Source organism: uncultured Reyranella sp. (assembly GCF_945957355.1).
Classification (GTDB): domain Bacteria; phylum Pseudomonadota; class Alphaproteobacteria; order Reyranellales; family Reyranellaceae; genus Reyranella.
On record NZ_CAMFKM010000015.1, the window covers coordinates 121,327 to 141,774 of the forward strand.

General features: G+C 66.6%; 20 protein-coding genes and 1 other RNA gene. 13 read left to right on the forward strand and 8 right to left on the reverse strand.

Features of this window, described 5'->3' with window-relative positions; translation table 11 throughout:
• Positions 1–9 precede the first annotated feature (9 nt).
• The 6 genes from Q0Q48_RS22275 to Q0Q48_RS22300 are packed head-to-tail and all read right to left on the reverse strand — an operon-like array spanning position 10 to position 5,254.
• Positions 10–483: an ureidoglycolate lyase gene (locus tag Q0Q48_RS22275; protein WP_295142813.1), complete on the reverse strand. Its 474-nt coding sequence runs from the start codon at positions 481–483 to the stop codon at positions 10–12.
• A 14-nt stretch (positions 484–497) separates the two neighbouring features.
• Positions 498–1,319 carry an ABC transporter permease gene (locus tag Q0Q48_RS22280; protein ID WP_295142817.1) on the reverse strand — a complete coding sequence of 274 codons (822 nt, stop codon included), beginning with the start codon at positions 1,317–1,319 and terminating at the stop codon, positions 498–500.
• A complete protein-coding gene (locus Q0Q48_RS22285; RefSeq protein ID WP_295142820.1) occupies positions 1,312–2,151 on the reverse strand; it encodes an ABC transporter permease in 840 nt (279 codons plus the stop codon). The genes Q0Q48_RS22280 and Q0Q48_RS22285 overlap by 8 nt, the downstream gene beginning before the upstream one ends.
• Complete coding sequence (locus tag Q0Q48_RS22290) at positions 2,148–3,167, reverse strand: extracellular solute-binding protein (protein ID WP_295142823.1); 1,020 nt, start codon at positions 3,165–3,167, stop codon at positions 2,148–2,150. The genes Q0Q48_RS22285 and Q0Q48_RS22290 overlap by 4 nt, the downstream gene beginning before the upstream one ends.
• Positions 3,168–3,186: 19 nt before the next feature.
• A complete protein-coding gene (locus Q0Q48_RS22295; RefSeq protein ID WP_295142826.1) occupies positions 3,187–4,281 on the reverse strand; it encodes an ABC transporter ATP-binding protein in 1,095 nt (364 codons plus the stop codon).
• A 58-nt stretch (positions 4,282–4,339) separates the two neighbouring features.
• Positions 4,340–5,254 carry a polysaccharide deacetylase family protein gene (locus Q0Q48_RS22300; protein WP_295142829.1) on the reverse strand — a complete coding sequence of 305 codons (915 nt, stop codon included), beginning with the start codon at positions 5,252–5,254 and terminating at the stop codon, positions 4,340–4,342.
• 72 nt (positions 5,255–5,326) lie between these two features.
• Here Q0Q48_RS22300 and Q0Q48_RS22305 point away from each other — a divergent pair, with 72 nt between their 5' ends.
• The 7 genes from Q0Q48_RS22305 to Q0Q48_RS22335 all read left to right on the forward strand — a co-directional run bounded on the left by Q0Q48_RS22305 (position 5,327) and on the right by Q0Q48_RS22335 (position 13,742).
• A complete protein-coding gene (locus Q0Q48_RS22305) occupies positions 5,327–6,607 on the forward strand; it encodes a Zn-dependent hydrolase (protein WP_295142832.1) in 1,281 nt (426 codons plus the stop codon).
• Positions 6,597–7,343 (forward strand): GntR family transcriptional regulator, encoded by a 747-nt coding sequence (locus tag Q0Q48_RS22310; RefSeq protein ID WP_295142835.1) that lies wholly within the window; start codon positions 6,597–6,599, stop codon positions 7,341–7,343. The genes Q0Q48_RS22305 and Q0Q48_RS22310 overlap by 11 nt, the downstream gene beginning before the upstream one ends.
• Before the next feature lie 140 nt (positions 7,344–7,483).
• On the forward strand, positions 7,484–8,425 hold the full coding sequence (locus Q0Q48_RS22315) for an ABC transporter substrate-binding protein (RefSeq protein ID WP_295142837.1): 942 nt from the start codon (positions 7,484–7,486) through the stop codon (positions 8,423–8,425).
• Positions 8,422–11,277 (forward strand): ATP-binding protein, encoded by a 2,856-nt coding sequence (locus Q0Q48_RS22320; protein WP_295142839.1) that lies wholly within the window; start codon positions 8,422–8,424, stop codon positions 11,275–11,277. Before Q0Q48_RS22315 ends, Q0Q48_RS22320 begins: the two co-directional genes overlap by 4 nt.
• Positions 11,274–11,639, forward strand: coding sequence for a response regulator (locus Q0Q48_RS22325; RefSeq protein ID WP_295142841.1), 366 nt, complete (start codon positions 11,274–11,276; stop codon positions 11,637–11,639). Before Q0Q48_RS22320 ends, Q0Q48_RS22325 begins: the two co-directional genes overlap by 4 nt.
• Positions 11,640–11,642: 3 nt before the next feature.
• Complete coding sequence (locus Q0Q48_RS22330; RefSeq protein ID WP_295142845.1) at positions 11,643–12,761, forward strand: adenylate/guanylate cyclase domain-containing response regulator; 1,119 nt, start codon at positions 11,643–11,645, stop codon at positions 12,759–12,761.
• Positions 12,762–12,764: 3 nt separating this feature from the next.
• Entirely contained in the window at positions 12,765–13,742 is a 978-nt protein-coding gene (locus Q0Q48_RS22335; protein WP_295142848.1) for an ABC transporter substrate-binding protein, read from the forward strand.
• A gap of 76 nt (positions 13,743–13,818) precedes the next feature.
• On the opposite strand, the gene gap is transcribed toward Q0Q48_RS22335, so the two are convergent.
• Together gap and tkt are read right to left on the reverse strand one after the other, a co-directional pair.
• Positions 13,819–14,826, reverse strand: a complete 1,008-nt coding sequence (gene gap / locus Q0Q48_RS22340; RefSeq protein ID WP_295142851.1) for a type I glyceraldehyde-3-phosphate dehydrogenase — start codon at positions 14,824–14,826, stop codon at positions 13,819–13,821.
• A gap of 13 nt (positions 14,827–14,839) precedes the next feature.
• Entirely contained in the window at positions 14,840–16,828 is a 1,989-nt protein-coding gene (gene tkt, locus Q0Q48_RS22345) for a transketolase (RefSeq protein ID WP_295142853.1), read from the reverse strand.
• Positions 16,829–16,992: 164 nt separating this feature from the next.
• Here tkt and Q0Q48_RS22350 point away from each other — a divergent pair, with 164 nt between their 5' ends.
• The 6 genes from Q0Q48_RS22350 to Q0Q48_RS22375 all read left to right on the forward strand — a co-directional run bounded on the left by Q0Q48_RS22350 (position 16,993) and on the right by Q0Q48_RS22375 (position 20,439).
• Positions 16,993–17,277 (forward strand): hypothetical protein, encoded by a 285-nt coding sequence (locus Q0Q48_RS22350; protein ID WP_295142856.1) that lies wholly within the window; start codon positions 16,993–16,995, stop codon positions 17,275–17,277.
• A 109-nt stretch (positions 17,278–17,386) separates the two neighbouring features.
• Positions 17,387–17,719, forward strand: coding sequence for a cell division protein ZapA (locus tag Q0Q48_RS22355; protein WP_295142859.1), 333 nt, complete (start codon positions 17,387–17,389; stop codon positions 17,717–17,719).
• Positions 17,720–17,816: 97 nt separating this feature from the next.
• A non-coding RNA gene (ssrS, locus tag Q0Q48_RS22360) (6S RNA) lies at positions 17,817–17,972 on the forward strand.
• A gap of 23 nt (positions 17,973–17,995) precedes the next feature.
• Positions 17,996–18,571 (forward strand): 5-formyltetrahydrofolate cyclo-ligase, encoded by a 576-nt coding sequence (locus tag Q0Q48_RS22365; RefSeq protein ID WP_295142862.1) that lies wholly within the window; start codon positions 17,996–17,998, stop codon positions 18,569–18,571.
• A 3-nt stretch (positions 18,572–18,574) separates the two neighbouring features.
• Positions 18,575–19,381: a TIGR00282 family metallophosphoesterase gene (locus Q0Q48_RS22370; protein ID WP_295142867.1), complete on the forward strand. Its 807-nt coding sequence runs from the start codon at positions 18,575–18,577 to the stop codon at positions 19,379–19,381.
• Positions 19,382–19,680: 299 nt separating this feature from the next.
• Complete coding sequence (locus Q0Q48_RS22375; protein WP_295142869.1) at positions 19,681–20,439, forward strand: YebC/PmpR family DNA-binding transcriptional regulator; 759 nt, start codon at positions 19,681–19,683, stop codon at positions 20,437–20,439.
• Positions 20,440–20,448: the final 9 nt, after the last annotated feature.

Genomic DNA, 20,448 nt, shown 5'->3' on the forward strand with positions numbered 1-20,448 from the left:
GGCTCCGGATCAGGGAATGCGCACGGTAAAGGGCGGCACCGGCACGAACTCCTCGTCGCCCTTTCCGCCGTCGCGCCACATGAAGACTGCGAAGCGGCCGGGCCGGTCGAGCACCGTCAGGCCGTGATGCCAGGTGTCGGGCCGATAGGTGACGCCCTGCCTGCCGGTGGCGATGAAGGCCTTCATGCCGCTCACCTCGGGACCGCCGGCGGCTGCATGGGGCGCCACGACGATCAGCCAGCGCTCGACATCGAGTGGAACGAAGGTCTGGGAGGAAAATTCGTGGCGTTCCAGATAGTCGCTGCGCAGCGGCCGGTCGGCCGTCTCGGTTTTCATGCTGACCGAGAGGCTGGCATGCGCGGTTGGACGCAGGTTGCCCAGGGCGCCCTCGTAGTAGGTGCGGCCGGCGGTATCGGGCACGTCGATCACGTCGCCGAAGGGGGCGAAGGCTTCCTTCGAGAGGGGCTGGGGGATCAATTCCATTTGGCGGGTCCTCGTCAGTCGCGCATGCGGCGGGTCAGTCCCACCGTCCATTCCATCACCAGCATCAGCAGGAAGGCCGCGGCGATCAACACGCCCGACACGGCGGCGATTCGTGGGTCGAGCGTGGATTCCATCATGCCCCACATGCGGATCGGCAGCATGTCGGTGCGCGCCGTCGACAGGAACAGCGACACGGGTACGTTGTCGATCGAGGCCATGAAAGCCAGGAACGCGCCGGCGAAGATGCCGGGCGCGATCAGCGGCAGGGTCACGCGGCGCAGCGTGTAGAGCCAGCTTGCGCCCAGGCTCTGCGAGGAGTCGTTCAGTGCGGGATCGAGCTGCGAGATGCTGGCGGAAGTCGTGTGGATGATGAATGGCACGGTCACGATCATGTGGCCGGCGATGATCAGGTTCAGCGACGGCCGGAAACCGATCAGCGTGAAGTACATCAGCGCCGCGAGGCCGAAAGTGAGACCCGGCAGGACCAACGGCGACAGGAAGAGTCCATCTGCCACGCGCGCCAGCCTGTGGCGATTCCGCGCCAGCCCGAGCGACGCCATGCTGCCGAAAAGGATGCCGAAGCCGGTCGACCACGCGGCCACCTCCAGCGAATTATGGACGGCGCGGTGGATCTGCCTCGATTGGGACGCATCGAACAGCGCCTCGTACCATTGGAGGGAGAAGCCGGTCGGCGGGAACTTGAGCGAACGGCCTTCGGTGAAGGATGTCGTCAGCACGATCACCACCGGTGAGACGATGATCAGCAGCGCCAGCGTGGCCAGGGTGCCGATCACGAGACTGTAGGAAAGATCGCCGAGGCTGCGACGCCTACCCATGGACATAACCTCCGGAGCGGCGGCCGAGGTAGGAGAGGGCACTCACGACCGTCAGCACCGAGACCAGCAGCGTGAGCGACACCACGGCGGCGAAGGGCCAGTTGAAGACGACCAGCGACTGCTGCCAGATCAGCAGCGGCAGGTAGATCAGGCGGACGCCGCCGATCACGGTCTGCGAGATGAAGGCGGTGGTGGAACTGGCGAACACCAGCAGGCAGCCCGCGACGAGGCCCGGCATGCTGAGTGGCACGATCACCTTGAACAGGGTGCGCCAGCGCGAGGCGCCAAGGGTGGACGAGGCGTCGCGCAAATTGGGATCGAGCCGCGACATCACGCTGATCAGCGGCAGCAGCATCAGCGGCATCTCGATCTGGGTCAGCGAAATCACGAGGCCGAGCTCGGTCTGCAGGAGGCGTAGCGGCTCGGAGATGATGCCCAGCTGCAGCAACAGGGTGTTCACGACCCCTTCGCGACCCAGCACGACGATCCAGGCGAAGGTGCGCACCACAACGGAGAGCAGCAGTGGCATCACGATGATGAAGATCAGCACCTTCTGCAGACGTGGCGAGGCATCGAGGTAGATCAAGGCCAGCGGGTAACCGATCACGATGGTGGCGCAGACGGTCTTGATACCGAGCAGCATCGTGTCGGCGATCACCTTGTAGCTGAAGGGATCGCCCAGGAACTTCACCCACTGGCCGATGCCGGGCTGTGTGATCTTGTCGTCATTGAAGAAGCTCACGCCGACAAGCATCACCAGCGGCGCGAGGAAGATCGACGCAAAGGCCAGCGCGAGCGGCAGCGCGAGCTGCCACTCCGCCAGCTTTCTCACTTCGCCATTTCCTTGTTGAACTTCTCGATCCAACCGGCGCGCAGTGGATTGATCTTCGCCCAGTCGTGACGGACAAAGGTCGACATCTCGTCGAGGCTCTTCATCGGCAGGTAGGACGGCACCGGCACGTCCTTGTTGACGGGGATGAAGTTGTAGGGCGGCTTGGTCAGTGCCTCCTGCACTTCCTTGCCCGCGACGATGTCGATGTACTTGTAGGCGTTCTCGACGTCCGCCGCGCCCTTGGCAATGTGTAGGGTCGTGAGGAAGGTGATGGCGCCGGTCTCGGGCTTCACGAACTCGATGTCGACGCCACGGCCTTTCAGCGTCGCGACGGTCTGGGTGTTGGTGTACATCACGTCGCACTGGCCTTGCTGGAACAGGCTCGGCATGGCGGCCGGTTGGCCGACCGCGGCGATCTTCGGCAGGACCTTCTTCAGTTCGACTAGCGCCGGCTCGATGTTGGTCTCGGAGCCGCCGAACACCTTGGCGATTTCGATCAGTGACACAGTGCCGAACGTCGTCTGGAAGCCGGTGATGCCCAGCCGCGAGACCCACGGATCGGTGAACAGGTCCTTCCAGCCCTTGGGCGCCGGAACCTTTTTCGGATTGTAGGCGATACCCACGACCTGCGCGTTGACGCCGACGCCCCATTCGTCGACGAGGCCGGCCGGCAGCTTGGAGGCATTGCTGATCTTCCTGATGTCGAGCTTGTCGAAGAGGCCGTCCTGGATCGCGATGATGCGCGGACCGGGATCGAGCACGAAAGCGTCGAACGGCGGCGCGCCGCGCGCGGCCTTGGCCTTGGCGACCTGGTCGACGGCGAAGAGCGGCTGCAGCTCGAGGTCGACGCTGTCCTTTTTCTTCAGCGCTGGCGCCACGATGGCGCGGAAGGCTTCTTCCCAGGTGCCGGGATAGATGGCTGCGGCGACACTGCCCTTGGCGTGCGCGATCGAGGGAAGGAACGAGGCGCCGCCGAGTGCGGTCGCACCGGCGAGCAGATGTCTGCGACTGATCATGGAAGAAGCTCCGTGGTTGTCAGGTGGAACGCGGGAACAGGGTGGGACGCGCGTCGGCGGCCAGGGTGCAGTAGGTCCGGGCCGTCTCGCCCAAGACCGCGCGCCGCGGCTCGATGATCTTGAGGAAGGTGCCGTCGGCGGCGCGCGCCTCGTGGACGAGTTGTGCACCGATCGGCAGGGCGAGCCCGGGCTCGATCTTCCAGGCATCGGGGCCGGGCGTCGCGGAGAGCGACAGCTGCTCAGGTCGCACAGACATCAGCACAGGGGCGCCGATGCCGACGCCGGCAGGTGCCGGCAGGGTGAGGCTCGCGCCGGCGTCCAGGGCGACCGTCGCGGTGCCGTTCTGGAGAGAGGCGACCTTGCCGTTCATCAGGTTGGTGGTGCCGATGAAGCCGTTGACGAACAGGGTCTGGGGCTGGTCGTAGATCGCGACCGGCGTGTCGAACTGTTCGACCTTGCCCTTGTGCATGACGGCGATCCGATCGGCGACGCTCATCGCCTCATCCTGATCGTGCGTCACCAGGATGGTCGTGAGGCCGAGTGTCCGCTGCAGCCGCTTGATCTCGATCTGCATGTCGAGGCGCAGATTGCGGTCGAGCGCCGCGAACGGCTCGTCGAGCAGGAGTATGGAGGGCTCGATGGCGAGTGCGCGCGCCAGCGCCACCCTCTGCTGCTGGCCACCGGAGAGCTGGCGCGGCAGGCGCTCCTTGAATCCGCCGAGCTGGACGGTCTCGAGGAAGCGCGAGACCCGTGCCTGGACGTCGGGCCCCTTTAGGCCGCGGGCGCGCAGGCCGTAGGCGACGTTCTCCGCCACCGTCATGTGCGGGAACAGCGCGTAGTTCTGGAAGACGATGCCGATGTTGCGCTGGTTGGGCGGTAGATGGTCGATGGTGGCGCCGTCGACGCGTACGCGGCCCGCAGCCTGCCGCACGAATCCGGCGATGACCCTGAGAAGGGTGGTCTTGCCGCAGCCGGAGGGGCCGAGCAGGGCCACGACCTCGCCCGGATCGATGGCGAGCGTCACGCCGTCGACTGCGGTCGAGGTTCCATAGCGGACGCTTAGGTCTTCGACGTCGAGCGCGCGCGCGGCGTTGACTTTCAATGCTTCCGGCAACTGTTGCGCCTCCCGCGAGGTGCAAACGCAAGGGGCATGCCAACCATCGGCGAGGCACTCATGCCGGAAATTGCTCGCGCCACGATTTCGCAATGTCGTCGCGCCGCGCGATCCACACCTTGTCGCCGTAGGATTCGAGCAGCGTGAGCACGCGCTTGAAGGCGGCGAAGCGACCGGGGCGGCCGGCGATGCGCAAATGCCAGCCGATGTTCAGCAGCTTGGGATGGCCGGCTTCGCCTTCCTCCAGCAGCGTTTCGATGGCGTCGCTGACATAGTCGACCATCTCGTCGGCGCGGACGAAGCCGTTCGGGTGGAAGAACTTCATGTCGTTGCTGTCGAGTGCGTAGGGAACGACCAGGAGAGGACGCTGCAGATCCGTCCTATCCCAGTAGGGAAGGTCGTCGTCGAAACCGTTGCTCGCGTAACTGAAGCCCAGCTCACGCAGGATCGAGCGAGTCTCGGGGCTTTCGCTGCCGCGGCAGAAGAAGCCCGCAGGGCTTTGGCCTGTCGCGCTTTTCATCACGTCAATGCAACGCCGGAGATCGCGCAGTTCGCTCTCGCGATCGGCATACTCGGCATGCGCGCGCCACAGCCAGCCATGGCACGCCGCCTCGTGCCCGGCCTCGACGATCCGCCGGGCGAGGAGGGGCAGGCGCTCGACGGCGCGGCCGCACATATAGAAGGTCGCCGGCGTCCGGTGCTTTTCCAGCGCGGCCAGCATACGCCAGATGCCGGCACGCATGCCGTAGGCGAAGATCTGCTCATTGCCCTGGTCCCAGCGTCCCGGCGGAACCACGCTCACAACCTCGGAGATCTTCTCGGCCTGCGGATCGCCGTCGCTGACGGCGAACTCCGCGCCTTCCTCGAAATTGACTACCAGCGAGACGGCGAGGCGGGCGCCGCCGGGCAGCTTCCAGGCCGGCGGCGTCCCGCCATAACCCACCAGGTCGCGCGTCTGGCTCACGCCTTGCATGTCGTCCTCCATCAGGATGTGCACATTTCTTGACGTTATGTGCACATAATTTTACCAACCGCCGGCAGGCCCATGACCGAACTCCACCGCGACCTCGATCCCGAAACCGCTCTGGCCAGGCAGTGGTTCGAGTATCTTCGATCGCATTCGAAGGCCCGCCTCGGCGTCACCCGCGCGTCCTACGGCGAGGGCGAGCAGATGGCGCACGACCTGATGCAAGGCATCGGCCAGTCGCTGGGGCTGGAGACCCGCACCGACGCCGCCGGAAACCTCTACCTGACCCTGCCGGGGCAGGATCGCTCCCTGCCTGCAATCATGACGGGCTCGCATCTCGATTCGGTGCCGGAGGGCGGCAACTACGACGGCGCTGCGGGCGTGGTCGCGGGCATGGCGATGCTGGCGCGCTGGCATCGCGCGGGTCGCCGTCCGAAACGGGACATCACAGTCATGGGCGTGCGCGCGGAAGAATTGTCCTGGTTTCCCGCGCCCTATATCGGCAGCCGCGCCGCCTTCGCCCTGCTGGAGCCTGAGGCGCTCGATGTCTGCCGTCGTCCCGACACGGGGCGGACACTGGCCGAGCACATGAAGGAGGCCGGCTTCGCACCCGACCGTATCCGGGCCCGCGAACGCCAGCTCGATCCCGCGCGCATTGCCTGCTTCCTGGAACTCCATATCGAACAGGGACCGGTGCTCGTTCAGCGTGGTCTGCCGGTCGGGATCGTGACGGGCATCCGGGGCAACCTGCGCTATCGCGATCCGCATATCGTCGGCCGCTACGGCCACGCCGGCGCTGAGCCGCGGCTCTCGCGCAACGACGCGGTGATGGCCGGCATCGAATTCGTGTCACGGCTGGAGGCGCTTTGGCTGGAACACGAGGCGGCTGGCAAGGACCTGGTCTGCACCGTCGGCCGGTTCCACACCGATACCGCCGTTCACACCATGACCAAGATTCCGGGCGAGCTCTGGTTCTCCATGGACATTCGCAGCGAGGACAACGAGGTGCTGCTGGCGATCGACCGGAGGCTGCGCGAGATCGCAGCCGAGATCGGCGCACGGCGCGGCGTCACGATCGATCTCGGCGCCTTCACCAATGCGAAGCCAGGGCCGATCGACGGTGGGCACCGCGGGCGACTCGAGCGACTGGCGAAGCAGCTCGGCATCGAGGCGCTGCCGATGGCGAGCGGGGCGGGACACGACGCGGCGGTGTTCGGCATCATGGGCGTGCCCACGGCGATGATCTTCATCCGCAACGAACATGGTAGCCACAACCCGGACGAGGCCATGGACCTCGCCGACTTCTCGCAAGGCCTCAGGCTGCTGGTCGCCGCGGTGGAGGAGATCGATGCCGCGTAAGCCGAGGAAGGGTGACGTTGCCGCCGACGAGGCGGTCTATGGCGCGATCCGGCGGGCGATGCACATGGGCCGCCTCGCCCCCGGCACCAAGCTGCAGGAGCCGGCGCTGGCGCGCGTGCTGGGCGTCAGCCGCGAGCGCGTCCGCAAGGCGCTGCACCGGCTGGTACACGAGGGCTGGCTGACCGCGATCCCCAACCGCGGCACCTTCGTGCCGTCGCTCACGGTCGAGGAGATGCGCGAGATCTACGACGTCCGCTCCATGCTGGAGGCGGCGATCGTGCGGCGGCTCAGCGAGGGCCATACCACGGCCGCGGCGAAGCGCCTCAAGGCGCATGTCGCGGAGGAGAAGGCCGCGACCCGCCGCGACGATCGCGGGCGCCTGTTCGAACTCTCCGGCGAGTTCCACGTCCTGCTCGCGGAACTCTGCGGCAACGACGAGCTGACACGCCTGCTGCGCGGGCTGCTGACGCGCTCCACCATGCACTTCTCGCTGGCCGCGCCGCGCCAGCTCACCAACTGCGCCGGCCCGCACGAGCACGGCGACATCGCCGAGGCGATCATAGGTGGGAAAGCGGACAGGGCGGCGAAGCTGATGCTCGTCCATCTCGCCGGTCTCGTGACCCTGCAGGCCGGCCACCCGCCGGAGCAGAAGCCCGTCGATCTCGCGGAGGCGTTTCGCGACATCGAGGGCAAGCCGGTTCGGGAGGCCATCGGCCGGCGCATCCGAAATGCCTAGGGGGCGACGCGCTCCCTTGCTTCAGTCGGTGAGAATCTCAAGCGGCGTTCGTGGATCGCGTTGCGCTGGACGATGAAGAGCGGGGCGCTAGACTGTCGCCGTCGTCTTGCGTGAGGACGCGATCGGGTGGGGAGAGTCGAGTGAGGCGGCGCGAGCTGCTCTTGGGTGCCGGTGCCGCCGGGCTGTCTAGCTCTGCGTTCGCCCAGAAGAGTCCCCGTGTCGGCTTCCTGGTCTCGGGTGAGGCCGGGCCGAGTTGGTCATCGTTTCGGAAGGCCATGGCGGATCTCGGCTATGTCGAGGGTCGCACCGTCGCGTTCGATTATCGCGATGCCGGCGTCAACAGTGGCGCCATCGATACGCTCGCCCGCTCCCTGGTCGAGGGCCAGGTCGACGTGATCGTCGCCGTGCTATCACAGGCGATCGTCGCGGCGCGCAGCGCGACCGACAGGGTTCCCATCGTCTTCTTCGGGGCGGCGCCGGAGATCGGCGGGATCAGCAACGTCGCGCGGCCCGGAGGCAACCTGACCGGCGTTTTCAGTCCCAGCGCCACGGTCGCAGCCAAGGCTCTTCAGCTCTTCGCCGAGATCCGGCGCGACACACGCTCGTTCGGCCTGCTCCTGAACGCCCTCGATCCATTCAGCGTGCCGCTGCGGCGGGAAGTCGAGCTCTCGGCCGAGGCGCAGCGGATCCGTCTGGTGCCCGTGGCGGTCGGCGCCTCCGCCGAGCTCCCGGCCGCCTTCGAGGCGGTCGTTCGGGACGGCGTCGATGGCGTGATGGTGCAGCCCAGCCTCGGCTTTGACGTGACGGCCGACCTTGCGCTCCGCAACCGGCTGCCGTCCATTTCCTTCCGTCGCGAATTCGCGGAGGCCGGCGGTCTCATGGCCTACGGCGCCAGCCAGGTGGACAACATGCGGGCCGTCGCGGGCTATGTCGACCGCATCCTAAAGGGCGCACGCCCGGGCGACTTGCCGGTGCAGCAATCCTCGCGCTTCGAGCTCGTCGTCAACCAGAGGACCGCCCGCGCGCTCGGCATCGTCGTGCCGCCGCTCTTCCTCGCGCGGGTCGACGAGGTCATCGAGTGAGGCACGGGCTCTTCCTCAAGTACGTCGTGCTGTTCGTCGCCCTGGTGAGCGCCGTGCTGGTGATCAATGCCGCGCTCGACCTGTATTTCGTCTACCAGGAGAATCGCCGCGCCTCGATCGAGGTGCAGCGGGAAAAGGCCGAGGCGGCGGCACAGCGGATCGAATCCTTCGTGCGCGAGATCGAGCGACAGGTCGGTTGGGTGGCCCAGGCGCAATGGGGCACCCTGCCGGTCGAGCAGCGCCGCTTCGACTATGTGCGGCTGCTGCGGCAGGTGCCGGCGATCACCGAGCTGGTGCAACTCGACCGGCAGGGTCGCGAGCAGCTCAGCGTTTCGCGCCTGGCGATGGATGTGGTCGGCGCTGGGACCGACCGGTCGACCGAAGCGGCCTTCGTCGGGGCGATGGCCCACAAGGTCTATTTCGGACCGGTGTACTTCCGGCAGGGCAGCGAGCCCTACTTCACCATGGCGGTCAGCCACGGCGCGCGCGGTGGTGTCACCGTCGCCGAGGTGAACCTCAAGCTGATCTGGGACGTGATCTCGCAGATCAAGGTCGGCCGCGACGGCTATGCCTATGTCGTCGACCGGCTCGGCCGGCTGGTCGCACATCCCGACATCTCGCTCGTGCTTCGCGGAACCGACATGAAGGGGCTCGCGCAGGTCGCTGCGGCGCTTCAGGACCGGGAGGGGGCGGCGGCGCCGGCGGACGCGCGCAACCTCACCGGCGTCTCCGTCCTGTCGGCACATGCGTCGATCCCGGCGCTCGGATGGATCGTCTTCGTCGAGCTTCCGACCGCGGAGGCGCAGCTTCCGGTGATCACTGCCGGCCTGCGCGCGCTGGCACTGCTGGTGCTGGGCCTGATCATCGCGGGCCTCGCGGGCGCGCTGCTCGCGCGGCGCATGGTGGTGCCGATCCGGGCCCTTCAGGCCGGCGCCCAGCGCATCGGCAGCGGCGAGCTGGACCATCGGCTCGACATCCGGACCGGAGACGAGCTGGAGGCTCTCGCCGATCAGTTCAACAGGTCGGCGAAGGCGCTGGAAGAGTCGTACGCCACGCTCGAACAGCGGGTCGAGGACCGTACCCGGGAACTCAGCGAGTCGCTGGAGCAGCAGACCGCGACCGCCGATATCCTGCGGGCCATTTCCCAATCGCCGACCGACGTCAGGCCCGTTCTCGACGTGGTGGCAGCGGCGGCACGCCGTTTCTGCGGCGCGTCCGACGCCGCCATCGTCTTGCGCGACGGCGAGGAGCTGGTTGGCGCCGCCCATGACGGTCCCTTGTCGGCCTGGGTGGGCGAACGCCGGCGCCTCGACCGCGCCAGCACCACGGGCCGCGCCATCGTCGACGGTCGCACCATCCATACGCCGGACATCGATGCGCTCGATCCGGTCGAGTTCGCGGCGGCGATCGCCCTGGCGCATCAGCACAAGTGGCGGGCAAACATCGTGGCGCCCATGCTGCGGGAGGGCATCGCGATCGGTTGCATCGCGTTGCGAAAGACCGAGCCGGGCGCCTTCACGCCGCGGCAGGTCGAACTGCTCGAAACCTTTGCCGCCCAGGGCGTCATCGCGATCGAGAATGCCCGCCTGTTCTCCGAACTGCGCGAGGCCCTGGAACAGCAGACCGCGACGGCCGACGTGCTGCGGGTGATCTCCCAGTCGCCGACGGACGTGCAGCCGGTCCTGAAGGTCGTGGCGGAGGCTGCGTTGCGGTTCTGCGGGGCGCCGGACGTGATGATCGCCCTGCGCGAGGGCAATGAGATCGTCACGGCCGCGCACGATGGCGCCCTGCATGCCGAACTCGGCCGCCGTCGCGCGATCGAGCGGAACAACATCAGCGGCCGTGCGATCCTCGACGGCGCGACCATCCATATCCCCGATTCAACCGCACTCGACCCGGGCGATTTCGCCGGCGCGCTGGAGATGTCCCGCGAGCGGGGATGGCGCGCGGCGCTTGCGGTGCCGATGCTGGGCGAGGGGGGGGCTGCGGGCACCATCATGCTGCGCAAGACCGAGCCGGGTCCTTTCACGGCCCGGCAGATCGAACTGCTGGAAACCTTCGCCGCGCAGGCCGTGATTGCGATCGAGAACGTGCGCCTCTTCACGGAGATCCAGGAGAAGAGCCAGCAGCTTGAGATCGCGAGCCAGCACAAGTCGCAGTTCCTCGCCAACATGAGCCACGAGCTGCGCACGCCGCTCAACGCCATCATCGGCTACACCGAGATGATGGCCGACGGGCTCTATGGCGAGGTGTCGGAGAAGGCGGCGGGCGTGCTGGACCGCGTTCAGAAGAACGGCCGCCACCTGCTCGACCTGATCAACGACGTGCTCGACCTGTCCAAGATCGAGGCCGGCCAACTCGTCCTTGCGATGGAACCCTACAGCGTCGCCGATGTCGTGGCCTCCGTGCTGGCGGCCACGGAATCGCTGGCGAAGGCCAAGGGGCTGGCGCTGGGGTCGACGGTGGCACCCGGCCTGCCGGCCGGTGTGGGCGATGCCCGCCGCCTCACGCAGGTGCTGCTCAACCTCGTGGGCAATGCCATCAAGTTCACCGACAGCGGGTCGGTCGAGGTGCGCGCCGAGAAGGTCGGGGAGACGTTCGAACTGTCCGTCGTCGACACCGGCTTCGGCATCGCGCCTGCGGACCAGGCGAAGATCTTCGAGGAGTTCCAGCAGGTCGACAATTCAAGCACGCGCAAGAAGGGCGGAACGGGGCTCGGCCTGTCGATCTCGCGCCGCATCGTCGAACTGCATGGCGGTCGCATCAGCGTCGAGTCCGAAGAGGGCAGGGGCTCGACCTTCAAAATCGTTCTGCCGATCGATGCACCATCCGCGGGGGGCACCGCGTCATGAGCAAGAAGATACTCGTCGTCGAAGACACCGAGGATAATCGACAGATCCTTCGCGACCTGCTCGGCATGGCGGGATATGAAATGGTCGAGGCGCATGACGGCGCCGAGGGGGTCGTCATGGCCGAGAGGCACCGTCCCGACCTCATCTTGATGGATATCCAGATGCCGGTGATGGACGGTTACGAGGCGACGCGCCGCATCAAAGCCATACCCGAGCTGAAGGCGATCCCTGTGGTGGCCGTTACCTCCTATGCGCTTTCAGGCGACGAAGCACGCACGCGCGAGGCCGGCTGCGACGCCTATATCGCCAAGCCCTACAGCCCCCGCCAGCTGCTGGCCAAGGTTCGCGAGATCCTGGGCTGAACCATGCGAGATCCCGCCCGCATCCTTGTCGTCGACGACGTTCCCGACAATGTCGAGATCCTGCGCATGCGCCTCGAAAGCCTGGGCTACGAGGTCGTGACGGCCGTGGACGGCGAGCAGGGACTGGCGATGGCGCGGGAGGCGCTGCCCGACCTGATCCTGCTCGATATCATGATGCCGGGGATCGACGGGCTGGAGGTCGTGCGCCGGCTTAAGGCCGACCGCAGCCTGCCATTCATCCCGGTCATCATGGTCACCGCGAAGGCCACGCCGAAGGACGTCGTCGCCGGGCTGGAGGCGGGCGGGGACGACTATCTCACCAAGCCGGTCGATCACGGCGCGTTGATCGTCCGCGTGCGGGCGATGCTGCGCATCAAGGCCCTGCATGACGAGATCCAGGAGCTGAACCGCGCGCTGGAAGCGAAAGTGGCCGCGCAGGTCGACGAGCTGCAGCGCGTCGGTCGCCTGCGCGGCTTCCTGGCGCCGCAGCTCGCGCAGGCCATCGTATCGTCGGGCGACGAGAGGATCCTGGAGAATCACCGGCGCGAGGTCGTGGCGATGTTCTGCGATCTGCGGGGCTTCACTTCGTTTTCAGAGACCGCGGAGCCCGAGGACATCATGGCCGTCCTCGCCGAGTATCACGGGGCGGTCGGCCCGCTGATCCGCAAGTACGAGGGCACGCTCGACCGCTTCACGGGCGACGGCATGCTGGTGTTCTTCAACGATCCCCTGCCCTGTGATGACGCGCCGGACCGTGCGGCGCGGCTGGCCGTCGAGATGCGCGATGCCGTGGCGTCGCTCGCGCCGGGCTGGCAGAAGCGGGGCTACAGGCTGGGCCTCGGCATCGGCATGGCGCAGGGCTACGCCACGCTGGGACGCATCGGCTTCGAGGATCGTTTCGACTACACGGCGATCGGCGCCGTGATCAACCTCGCGGCCCGCCTGTGCGCCGAGGCGAGCGATGGCGAGGTGCTGGTGAGTGGCCGTCTCGCCGCCGCGATCGAGGCGATGTCCGATGTCGAGGATCTCGGCGACCGGCAGCTGCGCGGCATGTCGCGGCCGGCAGCGGTCGCGAGGCTGCGCGCGGTCAGGATCGCGCCAGCGATGGATGCGCGGGAGTAGGGCATGGAGCGACGTATTCTGCTGGCGGTCGCGGCCTCGTTCGGCCTGGCCGGACGTGCGATGGCGCAGCCGGCGCAGAAAGTGTGGCGGCTCGGAATGTTGATGCCGGACACGGCGCCAGCTCTGAGGCGCGATATCGAGATCTTCCAGGCGGCCCTGCGCGACCTCGGCTATGCCGAGGGCCGCAACGTGGCATTCGAATACAGGTACACCGACGGGGACGCAGAGCGCCTGCCGCCGATGGCGCGGCAGCTCGTGGAGCGCGCGGTCGATGTGATCGTGACCTACACGTCGGGGGCCTCGGTCGCGCACGCGTTCACGAACAGGATTCCCATCGTGCAGGTGGCGGGACCCGACCCGGTCGCGGTAGGCCTCGCGAAGAGCATCGCGAAGCCCGGCGGCAACGTGACAGGTCTCACGATCTTCGTCGCCGAGATCATGGCCAAGCGACTCGAGCTGTTACGGGAAATCGATCCCGCCGCGCGTCGGGTGGGCGTGCTCCTCTACAAATCGCATCCTGCCAATACAGACATTCACGACAGGATGGGCGCGACGGCCGCGGCGCTCGGCATCGAGCTGCTGGCCATCGAGGTCCGTGGGGCGGCGGAGTTCGCGCCGGCCTTCTCCAGCTGGCGGGACAGGAAGGTGCAGGCCGTGATCTCACACGATCACTCGGTCTTCGCGCTGGGCACCAATGCGCAACAACTGGCCGCCCTCGCCATCGAGCAGCGTATCCCGCTCCTGGGGCCCGTGGATCAGTGCCGCAATGGCGGGCTTATGTCCTATGGCGTGAACATCCAGGCCCTTTTCATGCGGTCGGCGCGCTATGTCGACCGCATCCTCAAGGGCGCCTCGCCGGGAGACCTGCCGATCGAGCAGCCCACCGAGTTCGTCTACGCCGTCAATCTCCGGACCGCCAAGGCGATCGGCGTCACCATTCCTCCAAGCATCCTCGTGCGGGCCGACGAAGTGATCGAGTAGGGCGGGCCGAGACGGGGTGCCCAACGAAAATGGGCGCCCCGAGGGGCGCCCGTCGTTTCTTCAAGGAACGGCTGGATCAGCCGAGCTTGCCCATCGCGACGGCGGTGTCGGACATGCGATTGGAGAAGCCCCACTCGTTGTCGTACCAGCTCATGACGCGCACCAGCGTGCCTTCCATGACCTTGGTCTGGTCCATGTGGAATGTCGACGAGTGGCTGTCATGATTGAAGTCGATCGAGACGTTCGGCTGATCGGTCCAGCCCAGGATGCCCTTGAGCTGGTTGGCCGCGGCGCGCTTCACGGCCTCGTTGATCTCGTCCTTGGTCGTCTTCTTCTTGGCGACGAACTTGAAGTCGATGACCGAGACGTTCGGCGTCGGCACGCGGATCGACACGCCGTCGAGCTTGCCGTTCAGTTCCGGCAGCACCAGGCCGACGGCCTTGGCTGCGCCCGTCGAGGTCGGGATCATCGACAGCGCCGCAGCGCGGCCGCGGTACATGTCCTTGTGCATCGTGTCGAGGGTCGGCTGGTCGCCGGTGTAGGCGTGGATGGTCGTCATGAAGCCATGGTCGATGCCGACCGCGTCGTTCAACACCATGGCGACTGGGGCCAGGCAGTTCGTCGTGCACGACGCGTTCGAGACGACGATATGATCCTTCGTCAGCTTGTCGTGGTTCACGCCGTAGACGACCGTGAGGTCGGCGCCGTCGGCCGGGGCCGAGACCAGCACGCGCTTGGCGCCAGCGGTCAGATGCGCCGAGGCCTTGTCCTTGGAGGTGAAGATGCCGGTGCACTCGAGCGCGATGTCGACGCCCATCGCCTTGTGCGGCAGCTTGGAAGGATCGCGCTCGGCCGTCACCTTGATGGGGCCGCGGCCGACGTCGATCGTGTCGCCAGCGACCTTCACCTCGCCATTGAAGCGGCCGTGCACCGAGTCGAAGCGGAAGAGGTGGGCGTTGGTCTCGACCGGGCCCAGATCGTTGATCGCCACGACCTCGATGTCCTTGCGGCCCGATTCCATGATGGCGCGCAGCACATTGCGGCCGATGCGGCCGAAGCCGTTGATTGCAACACGAACAGCCATTTTCTTCCCTCCGTTATTGCGCCAGCCGGCGCGCCGCTTGTGCGATCGCTTCGGCCGTGATGCCGAAATGCTTGTAGAGTTCCGGGGCCTTGGCCGAGGCGCCAAAGCCCTTCATGCCCACGAACGCGCCCTTCGATCCGAGCCAGCGCTCCCAGCCGAAACCGGTCGCCGCCTCGCAGGCGACGCGGATCGTGCCGTCGCCGCCCATCACCCTGGCCCGATATGTATCGTCCTGCGCCGCGAACAGCTCCCACGACGGCATGGAGACCACGGCGGCCTCCTTGCCTTCCTGCGCCAGGAGATCGCGGGCGGCGAGAGCGAGTTGTACTTCCGAGCCCGAGGCGATCAGGCGGATCGCCGCGGACTCGTCGCCGGCCAGGATGTAGGCGCCCTTGGCGCACAGGTTCTCGTCGTCCGCGCCACGCACCGTCGGCACGTTCTGGCGCGTGAGCGCGATGACGCTCGGCGTGTGCTTCGAGTCGAGGGCGATCTGCCAGCATTCCGCCGTCTCGATGGCGTCGGCGGGACGCAGCACCTGCAGGTTCGGGATGGCGCGCAGCGCCGGGAGATGCTCGACCGGCTGGTGGGTCGGGCCGTCTTCGCCGAGACCGATCGAGTCGTGGGTCATCACGTAGATGACCCGCACGCCCATCAGCGCGGAGAGGCGGATCGACGGCCGGCAATAGTCGGTAAACACCATGAAGGTGCCGCCGTAGGGGATGATGCCGCCATGCAGGGCCATGCCGTTCATGGCCGCCGCCATCGCATGTTCGCGGATGCCGTAGTAGATGTAGCGGCCTGCGGTATCGGTGCGCGAGGCGCCCTTCAGCGTGGCGGTCTTGGTATTGTTCGAGCCGGTCAGGTCGGCCGAGCCGCCCACCGTGTCGGGCAGCACCGGGTTGATGACCTCGAGCGCCTCCTGGCTCGACTTGCGCGTGGCCCACGACGGCTTCTCGGCCGCGATCTTCGCCTTGAACGCGGCAATCGCCTCGCCGACGGCGGGCGGAATGTCGCCCTTCTGGCGGCGGTCGAACTCGGCGCGATCCTCGGGCGCCATCGCCGCGAGGCTCTTGTTCCACTTGCGGCGGGCGGACTTGCCGCGCGCCCCGATCTTGCGCCAGGCGGAGAACACCGCCTCGGGAATGTCGAACGGCTCATGGTTCCAGCCTAGCTTCGCCCGGGCGCCAGCGATCTCGTCCTTGCCGAGCGGCGAGCCGTGCGTGGCGGCGGTGCCGGCCTTGGTCGGGGCGCCGTAGCCGATCACCGTTTTGCAGGCGATCAGCGAGGGCTTGTCGGTGACGTTGCGGGCCTTGCGGATCGCGCGCGTGACGGCCTCGGCATCGTGACCATCGACGGCCTGCACGTGCCAGCCGGCGGCGGCGAAGCGCTTCTTGTGATCCTCGGACGTCGAGAGCGAGGTCGGGCCGTCGATCGAAATACCGTTGTCGTCGAACAGGACGATGAGGCGGCCGAGGCCGAGATGGCCGGCCAGCGTGATCGCTTCCTGGCCAACGCCTTCCATCAGGCACCCGTCGCCGGCGATCACATAGGTGTAATGGTCGACGACGTCGCGGCCGAATCGCTCCGCGAGGATGCGCTCGGCGAGGGCGAAGCCCACGGAATTGCCGAGGCCCTGGCCCAGCGGACCGGTGGTCGTCTCGATGCCACTCGCATGGCCGTATTCGGGATGGCCCGCGGTGCGGGCGCCGAGCTGGCGGAACTTCTTCAGCTCCTCGAGGGTCATGTCGGCATAGCCGGTGAGATGCAGCAGCGAATAAAGCAGCATCGAGCCGTGGCCGGCCGACAGGATGAACCGGTCGCGGTCAGGCCAGTTGGGCTCCGAGGCGTCGAACTTGAGGAACTTCGAGAACAGGACGGTGGCCACGTCGGCCATGCCCATCGGCATGCCGGGATGACCCGAATCCGCCAGCTGCACGGCGTCCATGGCCAAGGCCCTGATGGCGTTCGCCATATCGCGCGGGGCAGCGGTCTGATCGGTCATTTTATGCTTGTGCCGTATGGTTTTTCGGATGGCGCGCAACATGACGACCACCCCTTTGCCCGTCAATGCGCAAAAACTCGGATGAGGCCAACATCTTGCGGGCGTTTGCCCTCCACAGGGCCCAGATGTTGACCGCTCACAGGCACAACACTTAATCTTATCCGATGGAGCAGATTCAGCCGGGTGACCAACGGCGATCCGCTGTCGGGGGAACGATGTCCAAGGCAGCCAGCGTAACGGATCGAGTCGACAGCGCGCTCAGCCGGCTGGAGTCGATGGTCGACGAGCGCCTGCGTCTCGAACGGGCGCGTTCCGATGAGCTGGCCGCCCGTCTCGCCAAGGTCGAAAAAGAACACGAAGAGCTGAAGCGGGTGGCGACGGAGGTCGAAACGCGCCTCGAACGCGCCATGGAATACATCCGGTCACTTCTGGCCGCCGATCAGTCGTAGCAGACCCTCTTTACTCCCCAGCCCGGGAGTGCGTCGCGGGAAGCGACGTGGCAAACTGCGTGTCCCCTCAGACGCCGAACAAGGCGCAATAAAACAGGAGAAGCGGAAAATGCCGCAGGTTTCGGTTCAGATCGCCGGTCGTACCTACGACCTCGCTTGTGGCGAAGGCGAGGAAGCACGCGTCCAGGAACTGGCCGCCTATGTCGAGGAGAAGGTGACCGAACTGCGTCGCCAGCTTCCCGGCACGCCCGAGTTCAAGCTTCTGGTGTTCGCGTCGCTGCTCCTGGCCGAGGAGAGCCGCGAGGCGCGGGGTGTGGCCAAGGCAGCCGAGAGCGCCCGCGCGACCGCCTCCGACAGCGCCGAGACTCTGGCCACGGCGCTCGAGGAGCTGATCACGGCCCGCGTCGACAAGATGTCGAAGAAGGTGTCCGGCGCCGCGTAAGCGGCGCCTGGCATCCCGAGCAACGCGAGGGATCTGCATCAGGACGGCTCCCTCTCATTGCGACGACTGCCCCTAGTCCCTACATTGGGCGCGGGGCGGACTTCTGCGCGGTGCGTGGTTCGCTAAAAACCCCGGGGCCAATAAGAACTCCTGGGAGTTGTTCCTGGCCTTGACCCTGGTCTTGGCTACACGACGCCCACCTGCTTTTGCAGGCCTTGGAGGTTCTTCGAGCCACGGCCCATCGTGGAGCCGCCCCACCTTGCTTCCCTTGCCGGCATGACACTGATCGAACGCAAACGGGCGCTTCGCGGCGCGATGATGATCCGACGACAGGGACTCGGCGAGGACGATCGACGCGCCGCGGCCGAGGGCCTCCTCGAAATCTACCAACTCGAACGCCCCGCTGAGTTACCCGCCGTGGTCGCGGGCTTCTGGCCGATTAAGGACGAGATCGATATCCGCCCCCTGATGGCTTATCTCCACGGCGAGGGATGCCGGTTGGCCCTGCCGGTCGTGCACGGCCGTGGACAACGGCTGTCGTTCCGGGCCTGGAAACCGGGCGATCCACTGGAAACGGGCGTGTTTGGCACGCTGCAGCCGTCGGCCGGCTGCGAGACGCTGGAGCCCGACGTCCTGCTGGTACCGTTGTTGGCCTGCGATTCGGAGGGCTGGCGGCTGGGCTACGGTGGCGGCTACTACGACCGCACGCTCGAAGCCCTGCGTCGGCGGCGCAAAGTGACGGCCATCGGCGTCGGCTTCGACCTGCAGTTCGTTCCGGACGTGCCGCACCGCGCCGACGACCAGCGGCTCGATTGGCTGTTGACCGACCGGCGCGCTTGCGCCTTTGTCTAACCGATGAAAATCATGTTCTGCGGCGACATCGTCGGCCGCGCCGGCCGTGATGCGGTCGTCAAGGAAGTGCCTCGGCTGCGTCGTGAACTGGGGCTCGATTTCGTCGTGGTGAACGGTGAGAATGCCGCGGCCGGTTTCGGAATCACCGCCAAAATCTGTGCCGAACTGCACGAGGCCGGCGTCGACTGCATCACCACCGGCAACCATGCCTGGGACCAGCGCGAGATCATCCCCTACATCGCACAGGACAAGCGCCTGCTGCGCCCGGTGAACTTTCCCCCGGGCACGCCGGGATGGGGCGCCAACCTATTCCAGACGCCGCGCGGCCAGAAGGTCGTGGTGATCAACGTCATGTGCCGGCTGTTCATGGACGCGCTCGACGATCCGTTTCGCGCGCTCGATGCTGAACTCTCGAAGTATGGGCTCGGCCGGGGCGCGCAGGCGATCCTGATCGACGTGCATGGCGAGGCGACCAGCGAGAAGCAGTCGATCGGGCACTTCTGCGACGGCCGCGCCTCGGCGGTCCTTGGCAGCCACAGCCACGTCCCGACCGCCGATGGTTGGGTCCTGCCCGGTGGCACGGCCTATCAGACCGATGTCGGCATGTGCGGCGACTATGACAGCGTCATCGGCATGAAGAAGGAGGTCGCGATGCAGCGATTCATCCGGAAAATGCCCGGCGAACGCCTGTCACCGGCGGAAGGAGAGGGCACTTTGTGCGCGGCGATTGTCGAAACCGACGACAAGACCGGGCTCGCCCGGTCGATCCGGCCGGTCAGGGTCGGCGGGCGGTTGGCCCCTGCCGCCTGACTTCCCTCATCTTGTATCCGAGGGGCGTCGTGCACACCTATTAGCGGTGCTCGAAGAGCGTCGTTGACGGCCTGGGGAAAAACCGGCATCCTTTTGATGTTAAACGGTTTTTCGCCGGATCGGCGGACTGTCTTCAAGGTTAGAGGGGGCGTCGGAATCAAGGTTCCGACGTTTTTTAGCGGGGGCTTCGGCCCCCGCCTTTTTTTGTCCCAAGGGCCTCTTGGGGCGTCTCCAGCCTGCCAAAACCCACGAGAAGTGGTATAGGCGGCTCATCTCGTTACTCAATCTGGTTGTCGGCGATGGCGGGGCATTCCCAATTCAAGAACATCATGCACCGCAAGGGGCGTCAGGACGCCGTGCGGGCCAAGATCTTCACCAAGCTGATCCGTGAAATTACCACGGCAGCGCGGCTGGGGGCGGCCGATCCCGCGTCGAATCCACGCCTGCGGGCGGCCGTGATCGCCGCGCGCGATGCCAACATGACCCGCGACACGATCGATCGTGCCATCAAGCGCGGCTCGGGTCCCGATGCCGACGCGAACTACGACGAGGTGCGCTACGAGGGCTACGGCCCGGCTGGAGTCGCCGTGATCGTCGAGGCGCTCACCAACAACCGCAATCGCACCGCCGGCGAGGTCCGCTCGATCTTCTCCAAGCATGGCGGCAACCTGGGCGAATCCAACAGCGTGTCGTTCATGTTCGACCGGCTGGGCGAGTTCCGCTTCCCGCTCTCCGTCGGCAGCGCCGACGAGGTGATGGAGAAGGCGATCGAGGCAGGCGCCGAGGATGTGGTGAGCGGCGAAGGCGAGGACGGCGTCCACGAAATCTACTGCGCGCAGGAGGATTTCAACCTGGTGCGCGAGGCGCTGGAGAAGTCGCTGGGCCAGCCGAGTGTCGCCAAGCTGACCTGGCGTCCCAAGACCGGTGCGCCGATCGAAGGCGAGACCGTGCAGACGTTGCTCGACCTCATCTCGGCCCTGGAAGACAACGACGACGTCCAGAACGTCTACGCCAACTTCGAAGTGTCCGACGACGCTTTGGCGAAGTTCGCGGCCTGAGCCGGGCGG

Coding starts and splice junctions, on each gene's coding strand:
- Q0Q48_RS22355 (WP_295142859.1), top strand. CDS start 17,387: ATGCCGCAGGTTTCGGTTCAGATCGCCGGTCGTACCTACGACCTCGCT.
- Q0Q48_RS22300 (WP_295142829.1), bottom strand. CDS start 5,254: ATGCAAGGCGTGAGCCAGACGCGCGACCTGGTGGGTTATGGCGGGACG.
- Q0Q48_RS22375 (WP_295142869.1), top strand. CDS start 19,681: ATGGCGGGGCATTCCCAATTCAAGAACATCATGCACCGCAAGGGGCGT.
- Q0Q48_RS22335 (WP_295142848.1), top strand. CDS start 12,765: ATGGAGCGACGTATTCTGCTGGCGGTCGCGGCCTCGTTCGGCCTGGCC.
- gap (WP_295142851.1), bottom strand. CDS start 14,826: ATGGCTGTTCGTGTTGCAATCAACGGCTTCGGCCGCATCGGCCGCAAT.
- Q0Q48_RS22330 (WP_295142845.1), top strand. CDS start 11,643: ATGCGAGATCCCGCCCGCATCCTTGTCGTCGACGACGTTCCCGACAAT.
- Q0Q48_RS22290 (WP_295142823.1), bottom strand. CDS start 3,167: ATGATCAGTCGCAGACATCTGCTCGCCGGTGCGACCGCACTCGGCGGC.
- Q0Q48_RS22275 (WP_295142813.1), bottom strand. CDS start 483: ATGGAATTGATCCCCCAGCCCCTCTCGAAGGAAGCCTTCGCCCCCTTC.
- Q0Q48_RS22305 (WP_295142832.1), top strand. CDS start 5,327: ATGACCGAACTCCACCGCGACCTCGATCCCGAAACCGCTCTGGCCAGG.
- Q0Q48_RS22310 (WP_295142835.1), top strand. CDS start 6,597: ATGCCGCGTAAGCCGAGGAAGGGTGACGTTGCCGCCGACGAGGCGGTC.
- Q0Q48_RS22370 (WP_295142867.1), top strand. CDS start 18,575: ATGAAAATCATGTTCTGCGGCGACATCGTCGGCCGCGCCGGCCGTGAT.
- tkt (WP_295142853.1), bottom strand. CDS start 16,828: ATGACCGATCAGACCGCTGCCCCGCGCGATATGGCGAACGCCATCAGG.
- Q0Q48_RS22350 (WP_295142856.1), top strand. CDS start 16,993: ATGGAGCAGATTCAGCCGGGTGACCAACGGCGATCCGCTGTCGGGGGA.
- Q0Q48_RS22365 (WP_295142862.1), top strand. CDS start 17,996: ATGACACTGATCGAACGCAAACGGGCGCTTCGCGGCGCGATGATGATC.
- Q0Q48_RS22280 (WP_295142817.1), bottom strand. CDS start 1,319: ATGGGTAGGCGTCGCAGCCTCGGCGATCTTTCCTACAGTCTCGTGATC.
- Q0Q48_RS22325 (WP_295142841.1), top strand. CDS start 11,274: ATGAGCAAGAAGATACTCGTCGTCGAAGACACCGAGGATAATCGACAG.